The following is a 22357-nucleotide window of genomic DNA, read 5'->3' as shown; positions in this document are numbered from 1 at the left end:
AGAACACTAACTGAGATGGAGGTAGGCGATGAATATTCAACAGTGTCGTTATGTTGAAGCGATTGCAGAAACAGGATCCTTTAGCGAAGCTGCTAAAAAACTTTATGTTACCCAACCCAATCTTTCAAGCTCTATTAAAGAGCTTGAAAACGAATTAGGGGTACTGCTGTTCTTTCGATCAAATACAGGAGCTCGTTTAACAGATGATGGCAATGACTTTCTGAAATATGCTAAACGTATTCTTGGTGAAATTGACTTACTAGAACAAAGGTATCAACAAAATTATCGAAAAAGTTTTACGATTACTTCGCATCATTATGACTTTCTCTCCATTCCTCTGTTGGAAATTGCTGAACAGTTCAAAGATCATTACCAACATTTTCATATGTTTGAAACCACTACTAAAAAAATACTGGAGAGTGTCTTAAACTTTGAGAGTGATTTGGGGATTATCTATCTTAATGATGATAATAAGCATATCCTTGAACGTTATATGAGACAACATAATCTTTCTTTTACTCCCTTAGGCGAATTTCCAACCCGTATCTTTTTACGCAAAGGACACCCACTAGCTAATCAAACACTTATCTCTGAGGAGGATTTAAAGCCCTACACTCAAGTTCGATTTCGTCAAGAAAGTACGGGTTTAAATTTTGATGAAGATACCTTAACAGTCTCTGAACATCAAAATATTCTCTACAGCAATGATAGAGGAACGGTCATGAATCTATTGTGTGGATCAGATGCCTATGCTTCTGGTTTAGGTATTGTCAATAGTTTTATTAAAGATCAGATTGTTCTCATTCCTTTAAAAAATAGCCAAATTCATACTTTAGGATTTGTCACCAATGACCATAAAACCCAATCTGACATCACAACCTCTTTTATCAAGTCTATCAGACAAAGTTTAGCAGACTATACCAACAATACTCGCTAACGATTAGTCACACTAAATTTTTTATGCAGTCACCACAAAAAAGGACTTGGTCTGTGCTTAGACCGAGTCCTTTTTTAGATGTTTTAAGATGCTTGCTCAAACTGAGAGTTGTAAAGATCTGCATAGAAACCTTGTTCCATCATCAAGGTCTCATGATTTCCTTGCTCAATAATGTTCCCATCTTTCATGACCAAAATCAAATCTGCATTACGAATGGTAGATAGCCGGTGAGCAATAACAAATGATGTCCGTCCTTCCATCAATCTATCCATCGCTTTTTGAATCAATTCTTCTGTTCTGGTATCTACTGATGAGGTTGCCTCATCTAGAATTAACAATGGCGCATCTTTAAGCAAAGCACGCGCAATGGTTAAAAGTTGCTTTTGTCCAACTGATAAAGTGACTGAATCATCTAATACCGTATCATATCCCTTAGGCAAGGTCATGATAAAATGATGAATACCAACAGCTTTAGCGGCGTCAATCACTTCATCATCCGTGATATTTGACTGATTATAAATCAAGTTATCCTTAATGGTTCCTTCAAATAACCAAGTATCTTGTAAAACCATTGAGAACGCTTCATGCACCGCCTCACGTGTCACTGATTGTGTATCAGTCCCATCAATACTGATATGTCCTTTATCAATATCATAAAAACGCATGAGCAGATTAACAATGGTTGTTTTACCTGCACCAGTAGGGCCGACAATGGCCACTTTTTGACCAGGTTTTGCCTCAGCAGTAAAATCATGGATAATCGTTTTGTCTTTACTGTATCCAAAAGAAACTCCTTCAAAATGGACATGACCACGCACATTGCCTAAAGATTTTACTTTATCAGCCTCTTCAATCATTTCGTCTTCTGCTAAAAATTCAAACACTCGTCCCATCGCTGCACCTGCTGATTGAAGTTGTGTGATAGCTTGTGCAATTTGTGATAAGGGTTGCGAAAAGATACGAACATAAGTCATAAAGGCCACAATTGTCCCAATACTGATATCTCCATCTAAAGCCATAACAGATCCTACAACACAGACCATGACATAACCAAAGTTTCCAATAAAAATCATCATTGGCATCATAATACCTGAAAAGAACTGTGATTTCCACATACTACTATAGAGTTGATTATTCAACTGACTAAAATTTTTCTTTGATTCTGTTATAGCATTGTAGCTAGTGATAACATGGTGACCTGAATAAGTTTCTTCCACAAAACCATTTAAATTAGCTAAATTTGATTGTTGCTGCTTAAAAAATGGTTGAGATTTCGCCATGATGACCATAGTAAGTACAAAACCTGCAGCCACAGATAAAATTGCTGTTAGAGCCAGGCTTGTATTGGTTTTGAACATCATAAAGATACTACCAACTAAAAGTACAGAAGAAGTTACCAAGTTCCCCAAGCTTTGATTAAGGGATTGACTAACTGTATCAACATCATTTGTGACACGTGATAACGTATCGCCTTGAGAATGACTATCAAAGTAGTTTAATGGTAATCGGTTAATTTTTTGGGAAATACCCTGACGTAGCCGTTTTGAAAACTTTTGGATTAAAGTAGAGACAATGAAACTCTGTATATAAGCAACAACAGCACCTATAGCGTATAGACCTGCTAGTGAAAAAGTAATACGATTCACTTCATCAAGATCAATGCCTATCATCAACCCTTTAGTGATTAAATCTGTAATTTCCTTTAAACGGTCAGGCCCAATGACTGTAATAGTACTTGAAATCACCGCCCCTACTAAGGCGATGAAAAAAGGGAGTTTAAAACCTTTAATATAAGGATTTAATTGTTTGATAAAGGATGGCTTTGTTTTATTCATTTTCTAATTCCTCCTTAGATAATTGAGAATAGGCAATTTCTTGATAGACCTTGTTATGGCTCAATAATTCTTTATGAGTACCTTGTCCCACTACTTTACCTTGATCTAATACCAAAATTTGGTCCGCATCCATAATCGTCGAAATACGTTGCGCAACAATCAATTTTGTCATGTGACTTGTTCGCGTAGACAGTTCTGAACGAAGAATACGATCTGTTTTATAGTCCAAGGCAGAAAATGAATCATCAAAAATAAGAATTTCAGGTTTTCTAGCCAAGGCTCTTGCAATCGCAAGTCGTTGTTTTTGTCCACCTGAAAAATTAGTTCCCCCTTGTGCTACTTCCTCATCAAGTCCTTTAGCCTTACCTTCAACAAACTCCTTGGCCTGTGCCAAATCTAAAGCTTCCCAAATTGCACTATCTGTTAATGGGCTCGCTGAACTTTCTCCCAAAGTCATATTTGATCGAATAGTCCCACTAAAAAGAACAGCTTTTTGAGGGATATAGCCAACCTTATTATTCAAACTCTCACGAGAATAATCTCGAATATCTCGTCCATCAATTTTTATAGATCCTTCAGTAACATCATAAAAACGTGGAATTAGATTGACCAAAGTACTTTTACCACTCCCCGTTGAACCTATAAAGGCAATCGTTTGACCTGCTTTAGCTTCAAATGAAACATGCTCAATAACAGCCTCTGATGTTTTAGCATAACGAAATGAAACATCTTCAAAAACAATATTACCTACTTCGTTAGATGGCGTCTCATGATATTGGTGATAGTGGATAGAAGAATCCAATTCCAATACCTCATTGATACGACCTGCCGATACTAACGAGCGAGGTAAAATAATGAATATCGCTACCATCAGCATAAAACCAATAACAACTTGCATCGCATAAGATGAAAAAACAACCATATCACTAAATATTGGTAACTTATCCGTCATTGCTGCATCATTAATCAAACTAGCACCAATCCAATAAATAGCTAGGGTTAAACCACTTGAGATCAAGGTCATGACAGGATTCATCAAAGCCATTAATCGGTTAACAAATAAGTTTAAATTAGTCACATCGTCATTAGCTTTTGAAAACTTCTCACCTTGATAGCTTTCAGCATTATAGGCACGGACTACACGAATACCTGATAAAATCTCTCTTGTGATACTATTGAGTTTATCCGTTAGAGTTTGAATATGACGTTGCTTTGGAAAAGCTAACAAAAGTAAGACTAAAAGCATCAGCAACAAAACAAAGACTGCAACAATAACAGCCAACATCCACTCCCCACTCTTATCTGCAATTTTTGTCATTGCCCAAACAGCCATAATAGGACCTTTTGTGACAACTTGCAAGCCCATCGTAATCAACAATTGCAACTGTGTCAGGTCATTAGTAGTTCTCGTTAACAAACTTGGAATAGAGAAACCTTTAATCTCTGATTGAGAATAATCCATCACCTGATTAAAAATATCTGCACGCAAACGCGTTGTAAAACTAGCTGCCAAACGAGCTGCTAAAAAGCCAACAACGGCTGAAGCCCCAAAACTTAAAAATGACAAACCAATCATGGTCCAGCCTGGTTTCATAATATCTGATACCTCTGTTCCTTTTTCTTGCAACAAGGTCGTAATTTCAGACATATATGATGGGACTTCCAAATCCAACCAAACTCCTGCACAAACAAAAGCGACACTGAAAAATACCATTAACAGCTCTGTCTTATTCATACGTTTAAATAATTTAAACATTCTTATTCCTCACTTAGATTTTTCTTGATTTTCCTAAAAACATTACGGACCGTTTCCATATCTTCCATACTAACATCTTTCAATAAGCGACTATATTTAGCTTTAAAAAACTCATCCATCTTGTGAGCTTTTTCAATACCGAATTCAGTCAGGACAATTTGCTTACACCTTTTATCGACAGCAGATGGAACAATAGAGATAAAGCCATTTTTTTCCATTCGCTTGATCAAGTTACTGGTCACAGACTTTGAGATATCTAATTCTCGCTCTATGTCTTTAATAAAAATTTCTTTATCTTGATTACGGAATAAATACATTGTGGTAAAACCTTGAGGACCACTCAAGTGCTCCACATCATATTCCTTTGATAAAGCTTGTAAATGATTTTCTACCTGATTAATCAAGTTACGCATCTCATTTAACGGTTCTTTCATAAACAACTCCTTCCATATAGTTATCACGATAACTATTTTAGTTCCCATGATAACTATTGTCAAATAAAAAGTTCTTATCGTAACTTTTTAGCATCAAAAAAACCTAGATGTATTCTAGGTCGCATCCTTTAAATCAAAATCCCCTCCAGGTGATCTAATTCATGTTGACAAATCTGTGCCTGAAGTCCTGACAGGGTGAGCTTCTGCTTATTCCAATTGACATCTAAAAAGGTCACCTCAATCTTTTGGTAGCGTACTGTAGGACGACTTCCACTCAAAGATAGACAAGACTCCTCTGTCTCAAACGGCAAGGATTTAGCAGTCATAACAGGGTTAAACATCACCAGATTTCCCAAACCCATATTGATAATAATGGCTCGTTTTTTGATGCCAATCATATTCGCGGCCATCCCAACACAAGCCTCTTGATTAGCTTGCAAGGTGTCTTCCAAATCTTGAGCTAAATATAAATCTTCTTTAGTACAATCTACTGACGTCTGCGCAAGAAAGAAGGTATCTTTACAAATCGGTTTTATCATAACTATCTCCTGTCATCTAATCATCTGTCTTTATTATATCAAAAAGCAGCCACGAAAGTGACTGCTTAAATCTTGTTTTATTGGAAGATTTGAATTAAGAAATAATTTCTTAAACCACACCTTGTGCTGACATTGCTTCAGCAACTTTAAGGAATCCTGCAACGTTTGCACCAAGAACAAGGTTACCTTCTTGACCAAATTCTTTAGCTGCTGCTGCTGAGTTCTCATAGATACCTTTCATGATATCGTAAAGCTTAGCGTCAACTTCTTCAAATGACCATGGCGTGCGTTGGCTGTTTTGTGCCATTTCAAGAGCTGAAACAGCTACACCACCAGCATTTGCTGCTTTGGCAGGACCAAATGATACACCAGCATTCAAGAAGACATCAATCGCTTCAAGTGTTGATGGCATGTTAGCCCCTTCTGATACGGCAATAACACCGTTAGCCACCAATGTTTTCGCTTGCTCTTCATTGATTTCATTTTGTGTCGCACATGGGAATGCAAGGTCTGCTTTGTTATCCCAGATTGAACCTTCTCCAACAGGAATGAATTTTGCATTTGGACGAGCATTTGCATATTCAACGATACGTGCACGTTTCACTTCTTTAATGTCTTTAAGAAGCTCTACATCAATACCATCTTCATCATAAACATAACCTGAAGAATCAGATACTGCAACAACTTTAGCACCAAGCGCGTGAAGTTTTTCAGTCGCATAAATCGCAACGTTACCTGAACCAGATACAAGCGCAATTTTACCTTCAAAGTTTTCACCACGCGCCTTAAGCATTTGCTCAGCAAAGTACACCGCACCATAACCTGTTGCTTCAGTACGCGCCAATGAACCACCGTAAGTCAAGCCTTTACCTGTAAGAACACCTGTGTACTCATTACGAAGACGTTTGTATTGACCATAAAGGTAACCAATTTCACGGCCACCAACACCGATATCACCAGCTGGAACGTCAGTATCAGCACCAATGTGCTTGCTTAGCTCTGTCATAAAGCTTTGGCAGAAACGCATAATTTCGTTGTCTGACTTCCCTTTTGGATCAAAGTTTGATCCACCTTTGCCACCACCGATTGGTTGACCAGTTAGGGAGTTTTTAAAGATTTGCTCAAATCCAAGGAATTTGATGATTGATTGGTTGACAGATGGATGGAAACGAAGACCACCTTTGTATGGACCAATTGCTGATGAGAATTGTACACGGAAACCACGGTTTACTTGTACATTCCCCTTGTCATCAACCCATGGTACACGGAATGAGACGATACGTTCTGGTTCAACCATACGCTCTAAAATATTTTCTTCAATGTATTTTGGATATTTATCGAAGACTGGAATAAGTGAGTTAAAGACTTCTTCAACTGCTTGAAGAAACTCTGCCTCGTGACCGTTTTGAGCCTTTACTTTCTCAAACACACTATCTACATACTGTTTACCTGTAGTCATATATAAGTCCTCCATATATTCATAATAAATAGTTACTCTTAATATTATAAATATTCTGAAAATTTTGTCAAGCATTTTTATTTAAAAAATAATATTTTTTTGAAAATACTTCGATAATTTTCTGAAAATAAGCATAACTAAACTATTTCTACACAAAAAAATCTCAGACTACTCTGAGATACTAAAGGTATAAATATCCAGCAACCGTCATCCATACTGGAATAGTCAACATAGAAAACATGGTTGTCAAAAGAACCAAGCGTGAAGAATACTCATAATCTCCACCATAGACCTGACTTAATAGCGCAGCATTTAAAGCTGTAGGGGAAATTGAGGCAATTGTGAGAGCTAATTTGACACTTCTTTCATCTATCGGTAATAACCAAATTAATATAATCGAAAAACCAGCTGTTAGAACTAATCGTAAAAAAGCAGTATAATAGGCAGGTTTATAGAAAAAGACTTCTTTCAGATCAACTTTATAAAAGTAAGTCCCTAACACCAAGGTAGCTAAAGGGGTATTGAGCTCTGAGAAGGTGTTGACAGTATCAATTAGAACTGTAGGCAGATGAAATGGCAAACAAAATAAGGTCACCCCAATAACTGTACCTACAGCAGCGGGATTCAATATGGCACTTCTAAAAGAAATGCTACTTCTCTTTTTAGTAATTAAAAAAAGGCCATAGGTCCATTGTGTCATCTGGTTTACTAATATAAATCCTGAAATAAAAAATACGGCATCCATTCCTCCAGCAGCTGTGGCTAAAGGAACCCCCATAAAACCTGCATTAGAAAACATCGCAGCGTACTTATCCATAGGGCGTGATACTGGCACTATGAAGTGTAATAACAAGGCTCGTGTCAACAAAATAAAACCTGCAGATAAAATAGTCACTATCAAAAGTTTTAATCGCGACAGGGAAAAATCTGAACTAATGAAGGCAGAAACAAACAGAGTCGGGACCACATAAACTGTTAATAGTTTTGATAACTGTTTTGTTAAATCTCTTGTAAAGATATCCCTTTGCATCAGATGGACCCCAACCCCCATCAGCAAACACAAAACAATTAACTTTTGCAGAACAACATAGGCGATTTCCATTTTAACCTCCCAAAGCACAGTAATGCTTGTCATTATAACAAAATTCTCAGATTTTGTAAATTTCATTGACAAAGCATGGAAACTGACTTAAAATAACTGTATTACTCAAAAGGAGCTTTAAATGAAATATTTTTCACTATCTGCTGGTATCATCACACTTATCATTGGGTTGTACCTATTCTTCAATCCACTGGCCACTTTAGCAACTATTGGATGGGTTTTAGCACTGGCCGTCTTCATTAGTGGGATTTCTGGGCTAAACCGATATTTCTCCACTGATAAGCAACATCGTAATATATGGTCATTACTCCAACATACCATCTCTCTAATATTTGGTTTCTTATTATTAACCAGTTCTACTTTTTCACTTAGTAACGCAGTAACATTATTATTAAGTTACTGGCTGTTCATCGTTGGAGCATTACGCTTAATCGCTGGAATCAAACTGAATCAATTTGAATCAGGTCTCGGTAGAAATGACATTATTTCAGCAATTATTACTTTGATTTTAGCACTAATCTTATTTGCCCACCCGATTTTATCTGCTGCTATTATCGGCCGTCTCATTTCTATCATATTTATTAGTATAGGTATCTCATCACTTTACTTATACTTTAAATTATAAATATCTTAAAATAAAAAAACGCTTCAAACGGCGTTTTTTGTTTTAAGATAACTTTTAATGGAGCCGGTGGGAGTCGAACCCACGTCCAAACACCTGCCAACTTATTCGTCTACAACTATAGGTTATGTCTTAATTTAACTTGACAGCGATACATAACTCAAACCTCAGCCAAGCGATTCAGTAAATCTCTTTTAGAACAACCTGACAATGCTCTAACGTAGCTTGCCATTTTTAAGACCAGTCAAACAAACGCAAGCAATCTGCGACTAGTCACACATAACAGGTTATTAAGCTGCTAATGCGTAAGAATTTGTATTTTTTGCAGTTATATTTAACTGACGTTTTACATCCGCACGATGAGTTGCAGAACAAGCCTCATAATGCCTGTCGAATCCGTAACGACCCCAAAATCATTACTTGATAATAAGTATAACAGATTTATTTGAATTAAGCAAAATTTTTATAGATATGATATGATAGTGTTATGGAAATGAAACAAAGTAAACGTTATAAAATGATTCAACGGATCGTTCAAATTCTAGGTATCATTGCTATTATTGCTTCTTTTATTTTGGTCATCTGGCTCTATCAATTAGGCATCTTAAATGACAGTAACCAAATGAAGGATTTGGTCAAGCGCCATGACATTCTTGGCCCCCTTATCTTTATTGGAATTCAAATTCTACAAGTTGTTTTTCCAGTTATTCCAGGTGGTGTGACAACTATTGTTGGATTTCTAGTTTTTGGACCATGGCTTGGATTTATATTAAATTATGCAGGTATAGTAATCGGCTCCATCATACTTTTTGCTTTAGTGCAACGTTATGGGCGGAAATTTATTCTATTATTTGTTAAAGAAGATGAGTTTTTCAAATATGAAAAAAGATTGGAAAGTGAAGGATATGAAAGATTTTTCATTCTTTGTATGCTATCTCCAATCTCACCTGCTGACATCCTTGTCATGATTACAGGCCTAACAAATATGTCAATCAAACGCTTTACAACCATTATGATTCTGACCAAACCACTCTCCATTCTGAGTTACTCTTACTTATGGATTTATGGTGGGAAATGGATTCAACAATTTTTAAAATAATACAAAAGAGGCATAACAGCCTCTTTAATATTGTTATCAAAACTAGGTTACTGCAAATTCAAATGTTCTTTCATTAAATAAACCATGATAAAATAGAATATTGTCGAAATCACTAACTGATAGATGCTACCAAATATAAGGTATGAAAGATCAAATTGGTTCCATGACATAAAAAGATCTGAAATAAAGTTCCACACTATCCCCATTAAGATATTGATCAAAAAATAACTGACAAAGGAGGCAAGTATCCTCCTATCATGAAATGTTTGACCAACAACAATGGACAAATAAATCACAAGGATGGAGGCCAAAATCGACAAGAAAAGATATACTATACCCATATAAAGCTCCCAATGACGAAATATTGTAGATATTTCTGGAAAAGCAGCTAAAATTTGATCACCATTCTTCACTAGACTTGGTAAAGCTACGAGAAAAAAACTCAAGCCCAGCACAAGCCCATTCATAAGCACACAAATAAATGAACTCAATAGTTTGGATAAAAGAATTTGATGCTCTGTCACAGGAAGAGTCATCGTTAAATAACCTTCACGTCCAAAAATATTTTTATAAAAGCGATTAATAACTAAAAATATTGTCCCAATGGAAAGACCGACCAATAAAGCCACAAAAATTAAAACTAACAAAGCTGAAAGTGTACTTTGGCCAATTTCATAATTGTTTTGACGATCTACTGTGGTTACCATCATCCCCAAAATAATAGAAACCAGTACTGTCAATAAATAAAGAATAAAGTACCATTTACCTATAGATTTTAATTCATACTTAACTAACTTTCCAAACATCATTCTCCTCCTTGCGCTCTAAACTGTTCACGAAATAAGCTATCTATTGATTGCTCATATTTTGTGCGTAAATCATCAGCATCACCTTGAAGAAGGACTTCACCATCTTTTATGAAAATAACATCATCTAAAATAGACTCCACTTCTGAAATCAGATGAGTAGAAATCAAAACAGATGCATCCTCTGAATAATTTGTAATAATTGTTTTTAAAATATAATCTCGTGCCGCAGGATCTACCCCACCAATAGGTTCATCGAGGATATATAGTTTGGCTTTACGACTCATTACTAAAACCAACTGCACTTTCTCCTTGTTCCCTTTCGATAAATGTTTCAACCTGTCACTATCATTCAGACCAAGATCACTCAACAATCGCTCTGCTTTATCCCGATCAAAATCCTGATAAAAATCTTGAAATAAAGACAAAACATCTGCGATACGCATGGTATCATTTAGATAGCTCACATCTGGCAAATAAGAGACAATCGCTTTAGTCTCTTTAGAAGGTGATTTCTCATCAACTAAAATCATACCTTTATCGAGTTGAAGTAGTCCGTTAATTGCTTTAATGATGGTTGTTTTCCCACTTCCGTTTGGACCTAATAAACCTACAATCTTTCCTGCTTCGATTGTAAAATTAATATTTTTTAAGACTAACTTACTACCGTAACTTTTTTCCAAGCCATTTAATTGTAGTATATCCTTTCCTCTAGTCATTCTCTTTCTCCTTTTAGGTAACTTTCCAATTCGGTAATTATTTCATGTTTCGAAAATCCAATTTTACCCATTTTAGATACAAACGCATCAAGTTCTGCTTCTGCAACACGATGACGTTCTCTGGCAATTAAATCTTGGTTTTCAGTAACATATCGTCCAGCCGTTCTATTAGAAAAAACCATTCCATCCTGCTCCAAATGAGCAAAAGCTCTTTGCATAGTATTAGGATTGACACCGGCAAGTTCAGCTAGTTCTCGAACTGTAGGGAGTTGATCACCTGCTACTAACTCCTGACTAATGATTTGTAATTTTATCCTATCTGCAATTTGGAGATAAATAGGAGATTTTTCATCAAATTTCCAGACCATAACCGTCTCCTTTCTTTTGCTATTTGTACTATTTTTATAATACATTAACAATTCTACGATGTCAAATAAAGCAGCCGATTTATAGGAGGAATCATTTTCAAAGGATTATTATCGCCCTCAATTTCTTAGAATATGTTAAAATAGTAATGAAGGAGAATAATATGTTTAGAAAAAAAATTGCGATAACCGTCAGTTTATTGTCACTACTTCTATTTTTAAATGCTTGTAGCATGATGACGTCAAACAAAACATCATCAAGTGACACTACAACCACTGCTTCTCAAATTAAACCTAAAAATGAGGCGTTAAGATTAAATTTTAATAAAGTTAAATTAGGTGTTATTGATAACGATGGGAAAGGTGGAACTAGCTTAAAAGAGTTAGAAGCGCTATTTGGTCAACCAGATGAACATACCACACAACAAGGGGGAGATGTGACTCTAGATGTCTATACTTGGCGTAAAGACGAAACAATTATCGTCACTCAACTCTATGCCGATAGCACGATTGCTAAATCAATTTCTAATTTTCGCTTCATCCGTGAAAATAAGGTGGGATTAACGGAGTATGATAAAATTAAAAACGGTATGAGTTTCCAAGAAGCTATTGAAAAACTGGGGGAACCAGATGTTATGTCGCAAGCTGTCTCTTCTGACGGCGAAGAAATCTCTGCTATTTGGTCAAGTGGCATTAAATCAAATAACACTAATGCTAATATTCAGCTAGATTTTAAAAATAATAGTTTAACCAACAAAAGTCAACTAGGTTTAGTGAACTAAGATGCTCCAATAACCAATTTTAAGACCCTTGTTATTCAAGGGTTTTAATCTACTCTATAGCTCACCTTTTCGAAGAAAAACAATCCCAAAATTTTGATAAAATCAGAAAGCTTTTCGAAAAATTTGGGGCAGACATAACAAAAACCCTTGTAAACCAAGGGTTTTTAGTGTATTTTAGTCCACCTTGAGGGAATCGAACCCCCATCCTAAGAACCGGAATCTTATGTGATATCCATTACACTAAAGGTGGATAATAAAAGCTTGCGAAAGCAAGCTTTTTTGATATTATAACTCAATATCACCAAACAAATCAGCCATTGAGAATCCAGTTTGAGTTTCTGGAAGTTCATAATCACGTTTTTCTTGACGTTTTGGACGACGTGGACGAGACTGACGTTTTTCTTCTTTATTTTCTTCTTGTGCTGGACGTTCTTCAAGTGCTTTGATAGAAAGTGATACACGTTCATCAGCTGCGTTAACTTCAAGAACTTTAACGTTAACATCTTGACCAACTGAAAGAACATCTTTTGGATTATCAACACGTTTGTGTGAAATTTGTGAAATGTGAACAAGTCCATCAATTCCAGGTAAAACTTCAACAAATGCACCGAAATCAGTTAAGCGTTTCACTTTACCTTCAATAACATCACCTGCTGCAAGTTTTTGTTCAACACCATCCCATGGTCCAGGTGTAGTTGCTTTAAGTGAAAGTGATACACGTCCTTCTTCTTCATCGATAGCAAGAACTTTAACTTCAACTTCTTCACCAACAGTAACAACTGATTTTGGTGAAGCGTTACGCTCATGTGATAACTCAGTAACGTGAACAAGTCCATCAACACCACCAAGATCGATGAAGGCACCAAAGCTAGTCAAACGAGCAACAGTACCAGTGACAACTTCACCTACTGCAAGTTTAGAGAAGACTTCTTGACGAGCTTCTGCAGCTGCAGCTTCAACAACTTCACGACGTGAAAGGATGAAACGATTTTCTGCTGCATCAACCTCTTTGATTTTAGCATCAAACTCTTGACCAACAAATTTTTCAGTGTTACGTACAAAACGTGTATCGATCATTGAAGCTGGAATGAATCCACGAAGTCCTTCAAATTCAACTGCAAGACCACCTTTAACGGCACGAGTTCCTTTAACAGTAACGACTTCACCTTCACGACCAACAAGTTTATCCCATGCTTTACGAGCTTCCAAGCGTTTTTTAGATACAAGGAAAGTTACTGTATCAGTATCTTTACCTACTACTTGACGAAGAACAAGCACTTCAAGTGTTTCGCCAGCTTTAACAAAATCGTTGATATCAGCGTTACGGTCATTTGTCAACTCACGAAGAGTAAGAACACCCTCAACACCAGTACCCTCGATGATAACGTTAGCTTGGTCGTTATCAACAGTCAAAACTTCCGCAGTGACAACGTCACCTGGGTTTACTTCGCTAACACTATTTAGCAAATCTTCAAATTCATTCATTCTAAAAAATCCTCCAATAAAAACTAACCATTCGGTTAGTTTTTACAACAATATATTTTCTCAAGGTAACCCGCAAGGACAAGATTATCATTGACGGTGTTAGTAAAAACTAATACCTCTTTGACTGGGGTAGCTGGATTCGAACCAACGCATGAGGGAGTCAAAGTCCCTTGCCTTACCGCTTGGCTATACCCCAATATAATGGAAAGAGAGGGATTCGAACCCCCGAACCCGAAGGAGCGGATTTACAGTCCGCCGCGTTTAGCCTCTTCGCTATCTTTCCGTAACAACAAAAACTATTATATCAGCTAATAGTTTCTTTGTCAACACTTTTAATGATTTAAATTGAAGTTTTCAATAATTTTCTCAACGGCTTGATCGAATTTTTTATACAAAACTTCAACAGCACCATTTTTTAAAATAGCAAATTGACCATCCACTTCTGCAATTTGACCGATTTCTCTTTTACCAGCTGTCAAAATATAGCCTTCCAATGTTTGTCCGTTCACGTTTACTTGGCTATCTGCAATTTGAATTTCAATTTTTTTATCTTTTTTACGCATAATTCACCTCTCTTTTAAAATTTTACAAAAAAAAACTTGCAAGAGCAAGCTTTTTTATGATGATTTCCTTAATCTACTTTCACTATCCAACCTTCAGGTGCTTCGATATCTCCAAATTGAATCCCTGTTAACTCATCATATAAGCGACGAGTAACTGGTCCAACCTCAGTTTCACTATAAAACACATGAAGTTGATCTCGATATTGGATACCCCCAATTGGCGAGATCACCGCAGCAGTTCCACAAGCTCCTGCTTCAATAAAGCGATCTAATTCATCAATTTTAACATCACCTTCTACTGCTGTTAACCCTAAACGCTCCTCTGCTAACTGCAACAAGGAATATTTCGTGATAGAAGGTAAGATAGATGGGCTAAGTGGAGTGACAAATTGATTATCTTTAGTAATACCAAAGAAATTAGCAGAGCCTACTTCTTCAATTTTTGTATGTGTTGCAGGATCTAAATAAATAACATCTGAGAAACCTGAGGTCTTTGCTTTTTTACCTGGTAATAAACTTGCGGCATAGTTTCCACCAACTTTTGCTGCACCTGTACCGTGTGGAGCAGCGCGATCAAACTCCTCTGAGACAATAAAGTTAGTAGGAGCAAGGCCTCCTTTGAAGTAGTTTCCTACTGGCATCGCAAAAATCGTAAAAATATATTCCTCAGCAGGTTTAACCCCTATAATATCTCCAACCCCTATAAGAAGAGGACGAAGGTATAGGGTACCACCTGTTCCATATGGAGGAACGTAGTCAGCATTCGCTTTTACGACAGCTTTGGCAGCTTCAATAAATTTATCTGTTGGCACTTGTGGCATTAACAAGCGGTCCGCTGTTTTTTGTAAACGCTCTGCATTTTTATCAGGACGGAAAAGTTGAATGCTTCCATCTTTTGTACGATAAGCTTTCAATCCCTCAAAAGCTTGCTGACCATAGTGTAGCGCAGGTGAGCTTTCCGATAAATGAAGGGTGGGATCTTCTGTCAGTTTTCCGTCATCCCATTGACCATCTTTATAATAAGAAATATAGCGAAATGGTAATTTTTTGTACTCAAAACCTAGGTTTTCCCAATCTAATTCAACTGTCATATTTTTTCTCCTTGCTCTCAATTCTTCTTGTTCTATTTTACACCTTTTTCAATATTTTTCAAGAACTATTCATAAAATTCTGAAAATTTTACACAAAATAAAAACCAGATCAGTTACCCTGTCTGATTTTTATTTGCCAATGCCGAAATGCTATCAAATAAGTTTTGCTGTATAAACTTCTTGATCACTAATATCATCAGATACAAAAGAGCCGTTGCTGGTTCTTTCTGATAAGCTTAAATCTGCTAAATTAACATCAATCACCCGACCAGTTTTTGAGGTGATTTGTAAACATTCATTCATGTCTTGCTGGTCCAAGGTAAAAAGATTTAAGTCATCACGATGATTTTTAACAGCCCCAGCTGAAAAGACACGGTGTGGTTTCGTCTTCAACTCGCGTAACACAAGAAGCCCGCGTTTAGCACGGCTACCCAGTGGAATCTGATCAACTGCCATTTTCTTCAAACTTCCCCGCTGGGTTAAAACATACATTGTCTCGGTATTTACAATGAAGGCGCTAGCGACAGAATCACCTTCTTTGAGATTCACTGCCTTAACTCCTGCAGCCTTTGGTCCTACAACTGGAACTTCTTCGATCGGAAAATGTAGAGCGTAGCCATTTTCAGTAACCAAGATGACATTTTCTAACATAATTGGAGCCACCGTTAATACAAAATCAGATGTATCTTTTAATTTGGCAAATTTCACAGATTTTGATTTGTAGGTTCGCCAAGGGCTCAATTCCTTACGCTCAAAACGTTTAATTTGCCCCTGTTTTGTAACAGCAAAATAGGTTGTCTCATCAAATTGATCCAACACTTCTGCATATAGCACTTCTTCATCAGTAGCAAAATTGGTGATACTTTGTGAGAGATGCTCTCCAATATCTTTCCATTTGATATCCGCTAACTCATGAACAGGGCGATAAATGAGATTTCCTAAATTTGTAAAAATAAGCAAGTGTTGAGTCGTCTTGGCACTTGTTACAAAAATTAGATCATCATCATCACGTTTACCTACCTCCTCCATATTTGAAGCAGAGTAAGAGCGTGGGCTTGTCCGTTTAATATAACCAGCTTTTGTCACACTAACATAGGTTTCTTCTTCTGATATAAGGCTAGCTGTGTCAATCTGAATCTGTTGAGCTTTTTTTTGTAGCTCTGTCCGACGAGGGTTTCCAAATTTCTTTTTCACCTCTCGTAATTCTTTTTTCATGACATTAAACAGCGTCTTTTCGTCTGCGATAATAGCTGAGAGTGTCATGATTTGTTGGCGAAGTTTTTCTTCTTCTTCCTCTAAAGTGACAATATCTGTATTGGTCAAACGATAAAGTTGAAGAGTGACAATGGCTTCTGCTTGCTCCTCTGTAAAAGCGTAGCTAACTTTCAAATTTTCTTTTGCGTCAGCCTTATTTTCAGAAGCCCTAATCAATGCAATAACGTCATCCAAAATAGATAAGACACGAATCAGCCCTTCTACGATGTGGAGGCGTTTCTCTGCTTTTTCCTTATCAAACTTAGAACGAGCAATGATAATATCACGGCGGTGAGCGATATAGCTAGATAAAATCTTCTGCAAGCCAACCTGACGCGGTGTGAAATTGTCAATCGCCACCATGTTAAAGTTGTAATTGATTTGCAGGTCAGTGTATTTATAGAGGTAGTTGAGAATGATTTGCTCATCACTGTCTTTTTTCAGTTCAATGGCAATGCGCAACCCTGTACGGTCTGACTCATCACGCACTTCTGCAATTCCTGGGACCTTATTATTCAGACGAATATCATCGATTTTCTTAACAAGATTAGCTTTGTTAACCTCGTAAGGAATCTCGGTAATGACGATTTGTTTTTTCCCTGCTTTTAAAGGTTCAATGTCACAACGACTACGAACAACAACACGACCCTTGCCTGTTTCATAGGCTTTTTTGATTTCGTCAGCCCCTTGGACAATAGCTCCTGTCGGAAAATCTGGTCCAGGTAAAAATTCCATCAATTTTTCTAATTTAGCTGACGGGTGGTCAATCATATAAATAACAGCATCGATGACCTCTGCTAGATTATGTGGCGGGATGTCCGTCGCATACCCTGCTGAAATTCCTGTCGCTCCATTAACCAAAAGATTAGGGAAGGCAGCAGGTAGCACAGTGGGCTCTTTTTCCGTATCATCAAAGTTCCAGGCAAATGGCACTGTCTTTTTCTCAATATCAGCAAGCAGATAGCCAGCCATTTCCGAGAGACGAGCCTCGGTGTAACGCATAGCCGCAGGCGGATCACCATCCATAGAACCGTTGTTTCCGTGCATCTCCACCAAAATCTCGCGGTTTTTCCAGTCTTGACTCATACGGACCATGGCATCATAAATAGAGTAATCACCGTGCGGGTGGAAATTCCCCATGATATTTCCAACTGACTTGGCAGACTTACGGTAGCCCTTGTCAAAAGTATTACCGTCTTTATTCATAGAATAAAGAATCCGACGTTGCACGGGCTTTAGACCGTCACGAATGTCCGGCAAAGCCCGCTCCTGAATAATGTATTTGGAGTAGCGACCAAAACGCTCTCCCATGATGTCCTCAAGGGACATGTTTTGAATGTTAGACATAAATTAAGATACAAAGGGACGATTCGGCGTGCCGAAAAATTCCGTAGGAAAATAGGAAATCGACCGACGATGAGAGACATTTAGGGAGATTTATCTTTTTCACTAGGAATTTAGTCCCGTGTTCAGTTAGACAGACTAACTGAACATTCCTTTCTTTGTTTCTTGTTGGAAAGTTTAACTTTCTTTTTTACTTTTTTGATAATGGAGATGGAAGCAATCTTCTACGAAGTTCCATTACTAAGTTGGAAGACTTCGGCTTCCAACCCCCACACAGTTGATTAGGTTAGATTCGGAATGTGAAACACGAACAAATCTACCAATCAACCACTGCGTTGAGATGTTGACATAAACCTTAGACATTGGACCTAGGCTAATTATCCAACTCCTTGGTCTGACTTTCTTGCCAGCTTCTAAAGTCATCGACATCAGTTTTGATTAATTTCAAACAGGCATTAAGGACAAAGGCATCATCCAACAAACCTGGACCGAATAGGAAATCTGGAAGAGCATCGAGTGGACTAAAGAAATAAATCAAAGCACCAATGGCTGCCAAAATTGCCCCTTTAGGAAGAGCAGTATAATCTCGCCTCACATAACTTCGAATCATGGAAATCATACCTGGAATAGCTGAAAACTTGTCCCCACCAAAGGGGAGTTTAGCCAACTTCTTCTCGATATCTTGCAGAAAATGTTCCAATTTCCCTTGGTCTGACAGCAAGACCTCTGCCCGCTCTCTTGTCTTGGATGATTTCCAAGATTCCAGCGCCTGGTCAAATTTCTCTTCCAATTCCTGTTTGTTTTTAAATGGCTTGCGCTTTCGAGTCCATTCCATCAACTGTTTTTGAAAACGGTCAGTTAATTTTACTCTTAGTGGCATAAAACACCTCACATAATTTGTCTGTACTAAATTTACAATTCATCATGCTACGACCATTTCCCTCATGGAAGGGGTGTGCGATGTTCATCTCTACATATTTTTCTATGATTTCTTTAAATGTCCGCTGAGGCATTTTTCAATTGTTTCTAAGGACATGTGAAGATACATGAGAGGAGCGAAACGAAAGCCACCTTTTGCGATGTTGACATCTCTTACCTTTCCTACAAAATCATGGATATCTTCAAACAGAAAACGGTGAATAAAAGCAAGGGTTTCAAAAGTACCAGCTTGTTTACCAGCTAACAATTTTCCCTCAAAAAGCCGTTTAGCTTTCTCTTTACTGGCTTTTTCTTCCATTTTTGCCAGCTCTAGAGAATCTCTTATCTCCAATTTATTTTCTAAAACCATGCTGCACTTCAACTTTCTTGAGATTATTTGGTAAAAGCTGTCGCTTCCTCCAAAGTAAACTTCACATTATCCTCAATCCACTTACGTCGTGGCTCAACCTTATCACCCATGAGGACGGATACACGGCGTTCAGCACGCGCCAAATCTTCAATGGTTACTCGGATAAGGGTACGTGTTTCAGGATCCATAGTTGTTTCCCAAAGCTGATCGGCGTTCATTTCACCAAGACCTTTGTAACGTTGGAGAATAGCCCCTTGTCCAAATGATTTTCGTAAATCTTCCAATTCACCATCTGACCAAGCATAAGCCACTTTTTCTGACTTTCCTTTTCCTTTAGACATCTTGTAAAGAGGAGGAAGAGCGATATACACCTTACCAGCCTCTACTAATGGGCGCATATAGCGATAGAAAAAGGTCAGCAAGAGGGTCTGAATGTGGGCACCATCCGTATCGGCATCGGTCATGATGATAATCTTATCATAGTTGACGTCTTCAATCGTAAAGTCAGTCCCCACTCCTGCACCAATGGTGTAAATCATGGTATTGATTTCTTCGTTTTTAAGGATATCTGTCATCTTTGATTTTTCAGTATTGATGACTTTACCTCGTAAGGGGAGGATAGCTTGGAATTTACGGTCACGACCTTGTTTGGCAGAACCACCCGCGGAATCTCCCTCAACAAGATACAGTTCATTTTTCTTAGGATTTTTAGATTGTGCTGGGGTCAATTTCCCAGATAAAATCCCTTTATCTTTTTTACTTTTCTTGCCTGATCGTGACTCGTCACGTGCTTTTCGTGCAGCTTCTCTAGCATCACGCGCTTTAATGGCTTTACGAATAAGGTTAGAAGCTAATTCGCCATTTTCCAAAAGAAAATAAGTCAACTGTTCCGATACCAAACTATCTACAATTTGACGTGCAATGGGAGTGCCTAGTTTATCCTTGGTTTGACCTTCAAATTGCAAGAAGGCCTCTGGAACCAAAATAGAAAGAACAGCTGATAGGCCCTCACGATAGTCCGATCCCTCTAAATTCTTGTCTTTTTCCTTGAGCAGACCTGTTTTTCTAGCATAATCATTCATAGCCTTTGTAATAGCCGTTTTTAAACCCGTTTCGTGTGTTCCCCCACCTTTTGTTCGGACATTATTAACAAAGGAAAGAATATTGTCAGAAAAACCATCGTTGTATTGAAGGGCTACCTCAATTTGAAACTCTTGGTCAGTCCCCTCAAAGTAGATAACAGGGGTCAAGGTCTCCTTATCTTCATTAAGGTAGGCTACAAAATCTTGGACGCCATTTTCATAATGGAAGGAAACATACTCATCACTTCGTTCATCTGTTAAGGTTAGCGTCACATTTTTCAGAAGAAAAGCCGATTCATTTAGACGTTCTGAAATGGTATTAAATTTAAAATCTGTCGTTGAAAAAATGTGAGCATCAGGCATGAAGATCACCTTAGTACCACTTTTAGTCTTAGGAGCGGTTCCAATTTTTTCTAGTCCTGTGACGGCCTTACCCCCATCTTCAAATCGTTGACGATATACTGCTCCATCACGTGTAATTTCAACTTCTAGCCAAGTGGATAAGGCATTCACAACAGAAGAGCCAACTCCATGTAGCCCTCCAGATGTCTTATAACCACCTTGACCAAATTTTCCCCCAGCATGAAGAACAGTAAAGATCACTTCTACAGTCGGCTTTCCTGTAGCATGCATCCCAACAGGCATACCGCGACCTTGGTCTGAGACAGATAAACTTCCATCCTTGTTAATCGTCACATCAATCTGGGTTCCAAATCCTGACAAAGCCTCATCTACCGCATTATCAACAATTTCCCATACCAAATGATGCAATCCCGCTCCATCAGTTGAACCAATGTACATTCCTGGACGTTTTCTGACGGCATCCAAACCTTCTAAAACCTGAATAGCATCATCATTGTAGTTATTTATCGTAATTTCTGTTTTAGTCAAATTCTGACCTCCGAATAAAATTCATCCTATTTATCTTACAAGTTTTTCTTTAAATTTGCAAAAGAAATTTTGAAAATGAGTATTTTTCTTGTTCCAGGAAATATGATATAATGGCACTATGAAAATTGTTTTGTTTATTATCATTGCCTATTTGCTAGGCTCTATTCCAACTGGCTTATGGATTGGACACTATATTTATGGCAAAAATTTAAGAGAACATGGGAGTGGAAACACGGGCACAACCAATACCTTTCGTATTTTAGGGCCAAAAGCTGGAACCATTACTCTTTTAGTCGATATCTTAAAAGGGACATTGGCAACAACGTTACCGATGATGTTCCATGTTGATGCGATTTCACCTATTTTAATTGGTTTTTTTGCTGTCATTGGGCATATCTTTCCTTTATTTGCTCACTTTAAAGGTGGAAAAGCTGTTGCGACGAGTGCTGGTGTCTTACTAGGCTTTGCACCGTTATTTTTGCTCTATCTTTTGGTGATTTTTGTGCTCACACTCTATCTTTTTAGTATGATCTCCCTATCCAGTCTAGTTGTGGCTATTTTTGCTTTGATTGGTGTTTGGCTATTTCCTTTGATTGGCTTTATTCTCCCTCAGTATGATATGATTTTCACCATTATTGTGACACTCTTAGCCAGTCTTATTCTTATTCGTCATAAAGATAACCTTGGGCGTATTAAGCGTCATGAGGAAAACTTAGTTCCTTTCGGGCTAAACCTTTTAAAACAAAAGAAAAAATCAGCTTAAAGGCTGATTTTTATAGGCTCTATAATTTCTGTAGTGGGTAAGAACACCGTGGAAATTATGGAGCCTTTTTGAATATAGAAAAAGGTCCCATATGACCTATAATGAAAAGCGACGAAACTCACATTAGAAAGGGTTCATATG

20 protein-coding genes, 3 tRNA genes, 1 other RNA gene and 1 pseudogene are annotated in these 22357 nt (G+C 37.5%); 5 read left to right on the top strand and 20 right to left on the bottom strand.

Annotation, left to right across the window (positions count from 1 at the left end; all coding sequences use genetic code 11):
* Positions 1-28: 28 nt before the first annotated feature.
* Positions 29-937, top strand: coding sequence for a LysR family transcriptional regulator (locus ACVRWY_RS04895; RefSeq protein ID WP_354368508.1), 909 nt, complete (start codon positions 29-31; stop codon positions 935-937).
* Between the two features lie 83 nt (positions 938-1020).
* On the opposite strand, the gene ACVRWY_RS04890 is transcribed toward ACVRWY_RS04895, so the two are convergent.
* The 6 genes from ACVRWY_RS04890 to ACVRWY_RS04865 all read right to left on the bottom strand — a co-directional run bounded on the left by ACVRWY_RS04890 (position 1021) and on the right by ACVRWY_RS04865 (position 8062).
* Positions 1021-2772: an ABC transporter ATP-binding protein gene (locus ACVRWY_RS04890; RefSeq protein ID WP_354368506.1), complete on the bottom strand. Its 1752-nt coding sequence runs from the start codon at positions 2770-2772 to the stop codon at positions 1021-1023.
* A complete protein-coding gene (locus tag ACVRWY_RS04885) occupies positions 2765-4528 on the bottom strand; it encodes an ABC transporter ATP-binding protein (RefSeq protein ID WP_354368504.1) in 1764 nt (587 codons plus the stop codon). Before ACVRWY_RS04885 ends, ACVRWY_RS04890 begins: the two co-directional genes overlap by 8 nt.
* A 2-nt stretch (positions 4529-4530) precedes the next feature.
* Positions 4531-4962: a MarR family winged helix-turn-helix transcriptional regulator gene (locus ACVRWY_RS04880; protein ID WP_354368502.1), complete on the bottom strand. Its 432-nt coding sequence runs from the start codon at positions 4960-4962 to the stop codon at positions 4531-4533.
* Between the two features lie 128 nt (positions 4963-5090).
* Positions 5091-5501: a peptide deformylase gene (locus tag ACVRWY_RS04875; protein WP_354368500.1), complete on the bottom strand. Its 411-nt coding sequence runs from the start codon at positions 5499-5501 to the stop codon at positions 5091-5093.
* A gap of 109 nt (positions 5502-5610) precedes the next feature.
* Complete coding sequence (gene gdhA / locus ACVRWY_RS04870) at positions 5611-6960, bottom strand: NADP-specific glutamate dehydrogenase (RefSeq protein ID WP_354368498.1); 1350 nt, start codon at positions 6958-6960, stop codon at positions 5611-5613.
* Positions 6961-7141: 181 nt separating this feature from the next.
* Positions 7142-8062 carry an AEC family transporter gene (locus ACVRWY_RS04865; protein WP_354368496.1) on the bottom strand — a complete coding sequence of 307 codons (921 nt, stop codon included), beginning with the start codon at positions 8060-8062 and terminating at the stop codon, positions 7142-7144.
* 121 nt (positions 8063-8183) lie between these two features.
* Here ACVRWY_RS04865 and ACVRWY_RS04860 point away from each other — a divergent pair, with 121 nt between their 5' ends.
* Positions 8184-8687: a DUF308 domain-containing protein gene (locus ACVRWY_RS04860; RefSeq protein WP_354368494.1), complete on the top strand. Its 504-nt coding sequence runs from the start codon at positions 8184-8186 to the stop codon at positions 8685-8687.
* Positions 8688-8742: 55 nt separating this feature from the next.
* Here ACVRWY_RS04860 and ssrA read toward each other — a convergent pair.
* Positions 8743-9093, bottom strand: a transfer-messenger RNA (tmRNA) gene (gene ssrA / locus ACVRWY_RS04855).
* Between the two features lie 78 nt (positions 9094-9171).
* On the opposite strand from ssrA, the gene ACVRWY_RS04850 reads away from it, so the two are divergent.
* Positions 9172-9783, top strand: a complete 612-nt coding sequence (locus tag ACVRWY_RS04850; RefSeq protein WP_354368492.1) for a TVP38/TMEM64 family protein — start codon at positions 9172-9174, stop codon at positions 9781-9783.
* A gap of 47 nt (positions 9784-9830) precedes the next feature.
* Here the strand turns inward: ACVRWY_RS04850 and ACVRWY_RS04845 are convergent, their stop codons facing one another.
* From ACVRWY_RS04845 to ACVRWY_RS04835, 3 genes are read right to left on the bottom strand one after another with little or no spacing between them, the layout of a single operon-like run.
* Positions 9831-10589, bottom strand: a complete 759-nt coding sequence (locus tag ACVRWY_RS04845) for an ABC transporter permease (RefSeq protein ID WP_354368490.1) — start codon at positions 10587-10589, stop codon at positions 9831-9833.
* The gene (locus tag ACVRWY_RS04840; protein ID WP_354368488.1) at positions 10589-11308 is read right to left on the bottom strand and encodes an ABC transporter ATP-binding protein; all 720 of its coding nucleotides are present in this window, start codon (positions 11306-11308) and stop codon (positions 10589-10591) included. The genes ACVRWY_RS04845 and ACVRWY_RS04840 overlap by 1 nt, the downstream gene beginning before the upstream one ends.
* Complete coding sequence (locus ACVRWY_RS04835) at positions 11305-11676, bottom strand: GntR family transcriptional regulator (RefSeq protein WP_354368486.1); 372 nt, start codon at positions 11674-11676, stop codon at positions 11305-11307. Before ACVRWY_RS04835 ends, ACVRWY_RS04840 begins: the two co-directional genes overlap by 4 nt.
* Before the next feature lie 161 nt (positions 11677-11837).
* Between ACVRWY_RS04835 and ACVRWY_RS04830 the strand changes: the two genes are divergently transcribed.
* Positions 11838-12455, top strand: a complete 618-nt coding sequence (locus ACVRWY_RS04830; RefSeq protein ID WP_354368484.1) for a DUF3862 domain-containing protein — start codon at positions 11838-11840, stop codon at positions 12453-12455.
* Positions 12456-12633: 178 nt separating this feature from the next.
* Here ACVRWY_RS04830 and ACVRWY_RS04825 read toward each other — a convergent pair.
* The 10 genes and pseudogenes from ACVRWY_RS04825 to parE all read right to left on the bottom strand — a co-directional run bounded on the left by ACVRWY_RS04825 (position 12634) and on the right by parE (position 21453).
* A tRNA-Arg gene (locus ACVRWY_RS04825) sits at positions 12634-12705 on the bottom strand.
* Positions 12706-12740: 35 nt separating this feature from the next.
* Entirely contained in the window at positions 12741-13940 is a 1200-nt protein-coding gene (rpsA, locus tag ACVRWY_RS04820) for a 30S ribosomal protein S1 (protein WP_354368482.1), read from the bottom strand.
* A gap of 124 nt (positions 13941-14064) precedes the next feature.
* A tRNA-Gln gene (locus tag ACVRWY_RS04815) sits at positions 14065-14136 on the bottom strand.
* Between the two features lie 6 nt (positions 14137-14142).
* Positions 14143-14223: transfer RNA gene (locus ACVRWY_RS04810), tRNA-Tyr, on the bottom strand.
* A gap of 49 nt (positions 14224-14272) precedes the next feature.
* Positions 14273-14503 (bottom strand): DUF2969 domain-containing protein, encoded by a 231-nt coding sequence (locus tag ACVRWY_RS04805; RefSeq protein ID WP_354368480.1) that lies wholly within the window; start codon positions 14501-14503, stop codon positions 14273-14275.
* Between the two features lie 68 nt (positions 14504-14571).
* A complete protein-coding gene (locus ACVRWY_RS04800) occupies positions 14572-15615 on the bottom strand; it encodes a branched-chain amino acid aminotransferase (RefSeq protein ID WP_354368478.1) in 1044 nt (347 codons plus the stop codon).
* A 132-nt stretch (positions 15616-15747) separates the two neighbouring features.
* Positions 15748-18195: a DNA topoisomerase IV subunit A gene (gene parC / locus ACVRWY_RS04795; RefSeq protein WP_354368476.1), complete on the bottom strand. Its 2448-nt coding sequence runs from the start codon at positions 18193-18195 to the stop codon at positions 15748-15750.
* A gap of 370 nt (positions 18196-18565) precedes the next feature.
* Entirely contained in the window at positions 18566-19072 is a 507-nt protein-coding gene (locus ACVRWY_RS04790) for a YkvA family protein (protein WP_354368474.1), read from the bottom strand.
* A gap of 46 nt (positions 19073-19118) precedes the next feature.
* A pseudogene (locus ACVRWY_RS04785) lies at positions 19119-19480 on the bottom strand (Fic/DOC family protein); the annotation flags it as partial.
* Between the two features lie 23 nt (positions 19481-19503).
* Positions 19504-21453, bottom strand: a complete 1950-nt coding sequence (parE, locus tag ACVRWY_RS04780) for a DNA topoisomerase IV subunit B (RefSeq protein WP_354368472.1) — start codon at positions 21451-21453, stop codon at positions 19504-19506.
* Positions 21454-21571: 118 nt separating this feature from the next.
* On the opposite strand from parE, the gene plsY reads away from it, so the two are divergent.
* Positions 21572-22216 carry a glycerol-3-phosphate 1-O-acyltransferase PlsY gene (plsY, locus tag ACVRWY_RS04775; protein ID WP_354368470.1) on the top strand — a complete coding sequence of 215 codons (645 nt, stop codon included), beginning with the start codon at positions 21572-21574 and terminating at the stop codon, positions 22214-22216.
* The last annotated feature ends 141 nt before the right edge of the window (positions 22217-22357 follow it).

The sequence above is a fragment of the Streptococcus porcorum genome (genome assembly GCF_053203725.1).
This window is presented reverse-complemented; position numbering and strand designations above follow the sequence as displayed.

Bases quoted from the DNA above. Each gene is read 5' to 3' on its own strand.
- parC (WP_354368476.1), bottom strand. From the start codon at position 18,195: ATGTCTAACATTCAAAACATGTCCCTTGAGGACATCATGGGAGAGCGT.
- rpsA (WP_354368482.1), bottom strand. From the start codon at position 13,940: ATGAATGAATTTGAAGATTTGCTAAATAGTGTTAGCGAAGTAAACCCA.
- ACVRWY_RS04850 (WP_354368492.1), top strand. From the start codon at position 9,172: ATGGAAATGAAACAAAGTAAACGTTATAAAATGATTCAACGGATCGTT.
- gdhA (WP_354368498.1), bottom strand. From the start codon at position 6,960: ATGACTACAGGTAAACAGTATGTAGATAGTGTGTTTGAGAAAGTAAAG.
- ACVRWY_RS04835 (WP_354368486.1), bottom strand. From the start codon at position 11,676: ATGGTCTGGAAATTTGATGAAAAATCTCCTATTTATCTCCAAATTGCA.
- ACVRWY_RS04845 (WP_354368490.1), bottom strand. From the start codon at position 10,589: ATGTTTGGAAAGTTAGTTAAGTATGAATTAAAATCTATAGGTAAATGG.
- ACVRWY_RS04840 (WP_354368488.1), bottom strand. From the start codon at position 11,308: ATGACTAGAGGAAAGGATATACTACAATTAAATGGCTTGGAAAAAAGT.
- ACVRWY_RS04895 (WP_354368508.1), top strand. From the start codon at position 29: ATGAATATTCAACAGTGTCGTTATGTTGAAGCGATTGCAGAAACAGGA.
- ACVRWY_RS04890 (WP_354368506.1), bottom strand. From the start codon at position 2,772: ATGAATAAAACAAAGCCATCCTTTATCAAACAATTAAATCCTTATATT.
- ACVRWY_RS04790 (WP_354368474.1), bottom strand. From the start codon at position 19,072: ATGCCACTAAGAGTAAAATTAACTGACCGTTTTCAAAAACAGTTGATG.
- ACVRWY_RS04830 (WP_354368484.1), top strand. From the start codon at position 11,838: ATGTTTAGAAAAAAAATTGCGATAACCGTCAGTTTATTGTCACTACTT.
- ACVRWY_RS04875 (WP_354368500.1), bottom strand. From the start codon at position 5,501: ATGATAAAACCGATTTGTAAAGATACCTTCTTTCTTGCGCAGACGTCA.
- ACVRWY_RS04880 (WP_354368502.1), bottom strand. From the start codon at position 4,962: ATGAAAGAACCGTTAAATGAGATGCGTAACTTGATTAATCAGGTAGAA.
- ACVRWY_RS04860 (WP_354368494.1), top strand. From the start codon at position 8,184: ATGAAATATTTTTCACTATCTGCTGGTATCATCACACTTATCATTGGG.
- ACVRWY_RS04805 (WP_354368480.1), bottom strand. From the start codon at position 14,503: ATGCGTAAAAAAGATAAAAAAATTGAAATTCAAATTGCAGATAGCCAA.
- plsY (WP_354368470.1), top strand. From the start codon at position 21,572: ATGAAAATTGTTTTGTTTATTATCATTGCCTATTTGCTAGGCTCTATT.
- ACVRWY_RS04865 (WP_354368496.1), bottom strand. From the start codon at position 8,062: ATGGAAATCGCCTATGTTGTTCTGCAAAAGTTAATTGTTTTGTGTTTG.
- ACVRWY_RS04885 (WP_354368504.1), bottom strand. From the start codon at position 4,528: ATGTTTAAATTATTTAAACGTATGAATAAGACAGAGCTGTTAATGGTA.